This window comes from Catenibacterium sp. (genome assembly GCF_052354645.1).
Taxonomy (GTDB): Bacteria; Bacillota_I; Bacilli_A; order Erysipelotrichales; family Coprobacillaceae; genus Catenibacterium; species Catenibacterium mitsuoka_A.
Genome location: NZ_DAWDDM010000230.1, coordinates 1 through 3,226, shown reverse-complemented (window position 1 = coordinate 3,226; position 3,226 = coordinate 1). Strand labels below are relative to the sequence as shown.

At 32.5% G+C, this 3,226-nt stretch carries 6 protein-coding genes; all 6 read left to right on the top strand.

Annotated features, from left to right (window positions below; translation table 11 throughout):
• The first annotated feature begins 143 nt into the window (after nucleotides 1–143).
• The gene (locus ACT8VG_RS09145; RefSeq protein ID WP_444195684.1) at nucleotides 144–920 is read left to right on the top strand and encodes a DUF5011 domain-containing protein; all 777 of its coding nucleotides are present in this window, start codon (nucleotides 144–146) and stop codon (nucleotides 918–920) included.
• On the top strand, nucleotides 917–1,486 hold the full coding sequence (locus tag ACT8VG_RS09140) for a rhomboid family intramembrane serine protease (RefSeq protein ID WP_226793784.1): 570 nt from the start codon (nucleotides 917–919) through the stop codon (nucleotides 1,484–1,486). Before ACT8VG_RS09145 ends, ACT8VG_RS09140 begins: the two co-directional genes overlap by 4 nt.
• Nucleotides 1,483–1,911 carry a YaiI/YqxD family protein gene (locus ACT8VG_RS09135; RefSeq protein ID WP_006504827.1) on the top strand — a complete coding sequence of 143 codons (429 nt, stop codon included), beginning with the start codon at nucleotides 1,483–1,485 and terminating at the stop codon, nucleotides 1,909–1,911. The genes ACT8VG_RS09140 and ACT8VG_RS09135 overlap by 4 nt, the downstream gene beginning before the upstream one ends.
• Nucleotides 1,901–2,719 carry a Cof-type HAD-IIB family hydrolase gene (locus ACT8VG_RS09130; RefSeq protein ID WP_217107073.1) on the top strand — a complete coding sequence of 273 codons (819 nt, stop codon included), beginning with the start codon at nucleotides 1,901–1,903 and terminating at the stop codon, nucleotides 2,717–2,719. The genes ACT8VG_RS09135 and ACT8VG_RS09130 overlap by 11 nt, the downstream gene beginning before the upstream one ends.
• Nucleotides 2,712–2,891, top strand: a complete 180-nt coding sequence (locus ACT8VG_RS09125) for a DUF4250 domain-containing protein (RefSeq protein WP_022424745.1) — start codon at nucleotides 2,712–2,714, stop codon at nucleotides 2,889–2,891. The genes ACT8VG_RS09130 and ACT8VG_RS09125 overlap by 8 nt, the downstream gene beginning before the upstream one ends.
• Before the next feature lie 103 nt (nucleotides 2,892–2,994).
• Nucleotides 2,995–3,226, top strand: a 232-nt coding sequence (locus tag ACT8VG_RS09120) for a pyridoxal-phosphate dependent enzyme (RefSeq protein WP_444195683.1), incomplete at its 3' end; no start/stop codon positions are given.

Sequence of the window (3,226 nt, the reverse complement as noted above, 5' to 3'; positions counted from 1 at the left end):
GTGGAGACTTAAATATCAATCTTCTTAAACGGATGCGTAAGCATCCTAGAAGCCTAGACTTCAAATACAGAGTATTAAGTCGAGGTAGTTCACAGTATAATGAAGGAGCGAAAGAGGTGATACTAGTGAAATGGAGGAACAAATTGATTACTGTCATTTTACTATTATTTATTTTCCTTGAATTATTTTCTGTTTTTAAGATTACCACTATGGCAACTTTTGAATTGAAACAGACAGTATTTACTTATGAATTAGGACAGGAAGTATCACAGAATATAGAGGATTATGTCATCTGTCCAGATAGAATAAAAAAATCACTTACTTTAAACTTGAAGCGTGTTAACTTGAATAAAGTAGGTAACTATAATGCAAGTATTGAATATGCAGGACGTGATTATGACTTTAAGATTAAGATTGTAGATACAAAAAAACCAACAGTAAAACTTAAAAAGCTTGTTTATTATGTAAATCCTAATCAGCCACTCTATGCAAAAAATACAGTCGCTGAAGTCAATGATGCGTCTTTAACACAAATCTATTTCTTAAAGAAAGAAAATAGTGAAGAACTAATTAAAGAAAAGTCATATGAAAAGGTAGGTACATATATTGAACGTGTTGTAGTGAGAGATGAACAAGGTAATACATCTTTTCCAATGCGTATTAAAGTGATTGTAGCTAATGAGTTGGTTGTTCCTGTGATCAAAGGGGCAGAAGATAAAGTTATTCATTTAGGTGATAACTTTAATGCAAGAGAAGGTGTCACTGCTTATGATAATGAAGATGGTGATTTAACAAATAAGATTGTTGTTACAGGTAAAGTACAGACTAATACTGTAGGACGTTATACTCTAATATATACAGTCACTGATAGTTCTAAGAATATGGCTAAGGTTACAAGAGTAGTGGAGGTTATTGAATGATCACATATATCTTTATGGCGATATGTATAGCAGTTTTTGTTTATATTAATTATTTTTCTAAGGATAATAAAACTTCAGAAGCAATGCATTTAGGTGCTTTATATACACCTTATGTAAAAAATAGAGGAGAATATTGGCGATTTATTACATCTGCTTTTATTCATACGGAATTTCTTCATTTATTTATGAATATGTACTGTATCTTCTATTTAGGACGTATGTTTGAAACACTCCTTGGACCAGTACGTTATTTAATACTTGTCTTAGTATCTATTGTGATGAGTTCACTCGCTACTTATTACTATTCTTATAGAGATTCTAGTGTGGATAACTCTATCACAATTGGTGCAAGTGGTTTATTCTATGGCTTTTTAGGGGCTATTATTGGACTAGGTTTATTTAAAGGTGGTGCTTTCTTTGATTTATTAAGAGGCTATTTACCTTGTATTGCGATTAACCTCGCCTTTACTCTTATGAATTCTCGTATTTCTAAGACAGGACATGTAGGTGGATTAGTTGGTGGATACCTCACTATGTATATTATGTATCTCTTAAAAGTGATATGAGAATACTAATTGATGGAGATGCAACGCCAGATATTGAAAAAATCGCTTTTTTGTGTGATAAATATGATATAAAGATGATAGTGTATTGTGATATGAATCATTTCTTTGATTATGAATCAGTTATTATGTGTGATCAGGGAAATGATAGTGTGGATTATGCCATTTTAAAAGATGTGAAGAAGGGTGATCTTGTGATTACGCAGGATTATGGTGAAGCAGGTATGCTTCTTACAAAAGGTGCGATTGTTGTTCATCCTTCAGGGTTTATTATTGATTCCAACAATATAGATTCACTTTTAATGACACGCTATATCAACGGAAAGATGCGTAAGCATCAACTTGTCAAAGGACCAAAGAAACGTACACAAGATACAAGAAAGAGATTTTTAAAAACAATAGAGGGGATTATATCAAATGAAATATAAGTTAATTGCATTAGACTTAGATGGTACATTAAAGAATTCAGAAAATAAAATTACTGATGAAACACGTAAGACACTTATTAAAGCACAGCAGTTAGGTGCAACAATTGTACTTGCATCAGGTAGACCAACACCTGGTTTAAGACATGAAGCAGCTGCACTTGAATTAGAAAAGTATGAAGGTTACTTATTATCATTCAATGGTGCTAAGGTAATGGATGCGAAAACAAGACAGACTATGTTTGAACAGCGTTTGACTATTGAGCAGGCTAAAAAAGCATATGATGAAGCAAAGAAACATAATCTTGCGATTATGACATATTATGATGATGCTGTTTATACTGAAGATGTAGATGATCAGTATGTTAATATAGAAGGACGTATTAACGATATCGAAATTAAAAAGACTGAATCTTTTAAATCAATTTTAAGAGATCCTATTAATAAAGTATTATGTACAGGTGATCCTGAACATGTGGCTTCTGTATTAGAAGACTATAAGAGTGCATTCCCAGGTTTAAGTATTTACCGTTCTGCACCATTCTTTATTGAAGTTATGGCACCAAATATTGATAAAGCAGCTTCTTTAGATAAGCTAGTAAAGATGCTTCATCTTACAAAAGAAGAAGTGATCGCCTTTGGTGATGGATTCAATGACTTATCACTCATTGAATATGCAGGCTGTGGTGTCGCTATGGCCAATGCAGTAGATGAAGTCAAAGAAAGAGCTGATGTTGTCACTTTATCAAATGATGAAGATGGTATTGCTTATATGTTGAAGAAACTAGAGGAGGAATTAAGAGATGAGTGAAATGCCTAAAGATCCAGTGATGTTACTTAGCTGGTTAAATATGAAACTCAGAGACCAATATGAGGATCTTGCAGACTTATGTTATGACTATCATATTCCTATGCAGGAAATCGTAGATAAGATGGAAGCTATTGGTTACCATTACACATACAAATCAAATCAGTTCAAATAAGAGTGTATAACCACTCTTATTATTTTGCCTAAAATTTGTTTTATTTAGAACCAAAATAACGCGATAACGTTAAAAATATAAATATATGGAGGAAAAATGAAAAATGTTAGAGCTAAAAGATTTTGAAGAAGCAAAAAAGAGAGTAGACGAAGTAATCATTCCAACACCTTTGATCTATAGTCCAGCGTTCTCTAAAGAGTGTAGAAATATGGTTTATATCAAACCAGAAAACTTACAGAGAACAGGCGCATTTAAGATTAGAGGTGCTTATAATAAGATTATGAAGATGGATGATGAATCCAAGTCTAGAGGACTTATTGCATCAAGTGCAGGAA

Bases quoted from the DNA above. Each gene is read 5' to 3' on its own strand.
- ACT8VG_RS09140 (WP_226793784.1), top strand. From the start codon at position 917: ATGATCACATATATCTTTATGGCGATATGTATAGCAGTTTTTGTTTAT.
- ACT8VG_RS09135 (WP_006504827.1), top strand. From the start codon at position 1,483: ATGAGAATACTAATTGATGGAGATGCAACGCCAGATATTGAAAAAATC.
- ACT8VG_RS09130 (WP_217107073.1), top strand. From the start codon at position 1,901: ATGAAATATAAGTTAATTGCATTAGACTTAGATGGTACATTAAAGAAT.
- ACT8VG_RS09125 (WP_022424745.1), top strand. From the start codon at position 2,712: ATGAGTGAAATGCCTAAAGATCCAGTGATGTTACTTAGCTGGTTAAAT.